The following is a 634-nucleotide window of genomic DNA, read 5'->3' as shown; positions in this document are numbered from 1 at the left end:
TGAGTTGATACATGCGAAGAATACATCACAAGCTATCATGCAGGAGCAGCGCAATGAAATGAAAGGTATCCTTGATGAAATCAGTGATATCATTCATCTTGATGTTTTTTCTACAGAAGATGTCGATCAAAAGCTGGATTCAGCAGACAAAAAACGGGATAAGACCATACATAAACTCGGAAAGCTTGATCACGATCTAACGAAAGAATACGCAGAAACCGAGGCAAATGAACATTTCATTCAGGCAGATTTTCAGCAGCTCCAAAATGCTACAGGCAAAGGGAAAAATGTAACACCACTTCACTATAACGCCAAGGCGTACAGAGAAAGTGACATACATAAGAAAAAAGGCGAGATTGCAAGACACTCAGACACATATTTAACGTTTAAGAAGGAAGAAGCGAAAGAGCGGGAAATCAAGGATCTAAAGAAAAAGCTGGCTGACGGTGTGACCGATCCGGATGAATACTTGGAAATTGCGAAGAAGATCGGTTACGAGAATCTTGAACCTTCCCAGCAGCAATATGTCATTCAGCTTGAACAAGCAAAACAGATGGAAGAAGCCGGAGAAGTGACTTGGGATATTTTAAAAGGAGCCGGCGTTGGTTTATATGATGTCGGGAAAGACACGGTG

1 protein-coding gene is annotated in these 634 nt (G+C 41.5%); it reads left to right on the top strand.

All coding sequences use genetic code 11. The features are described from left to right. Positions 1–634, top strand: a 634-nt coding sequence (locus K3G25_RS20600; protein WP_269770605.1) for a T7SS effector LXG polymorphic toxin, incomplete at both ends; no start/stop codon positions are given.

Origin of the sequence: Bacillus sp. FCW2 (assembly GCF_021228595.1) — a bacterium.
Classification (GTDB): domain Bacteria; phylum Bacillota; class Bacilli; order Bacillales; family Bacillaceae; genus Bacillus; species Bacillus velezensis.
This window is presented reverse-complemented; position numbering and strand designations above follow the sequence as displayed.